The following is a 238-nucleotide window of genomic DNA, read 5'->3' on the forward strand; positions in this document are numbered from 1 at the left end:
CCGCGGACTGCGCGCGACCCAGACGCCGCGCCGCCGCCGAGAACGAGCCCGTCTCCGCCACGCAGCGCACTGTCTGCAGTTGCTCCAGTGTCCAGTTCATTGCCTCGCCTCGTGCCTTGATCTATCTGAATAATAGATGGATGCCAACCTTAAACCATCTTGTATCTCTCTAGAATGCCTCCTCCATCCGCGTCGTTCAGCCCATCCGGCATCACACGCGGTGATCGAGAGGATGTAT

At 59.2% G+C, this 238-nt stretch carries 1 protein-coding gene; it reads right to left on the reverse strand.

Annotation, left to right across the window (positions count from 1 at the left end):
* Nucleotides 1-100 (reverse strand): LysR family transcriptional regulator (locus tag R0J88_RS23355; protein ID WP_410901370.1); only part of this gene is annotated, 100 nt, incomplete at its 3' end.
* Nucleotides 101-238: the final 138 nt, after the last annotated feature.

It is taken from the genome of Pseudoalteromonas sp. SIMBA_162, from assembly GCF_046535955.1.
In the GTDB taxonomy this organism is placed as follows: Bacteria; Pseudomonadota; Gammaproteobacteria; order Enterobacterales; family Alteromonadaceae; genus Pseudoalteromonas; species Pseudoalteromonas marina.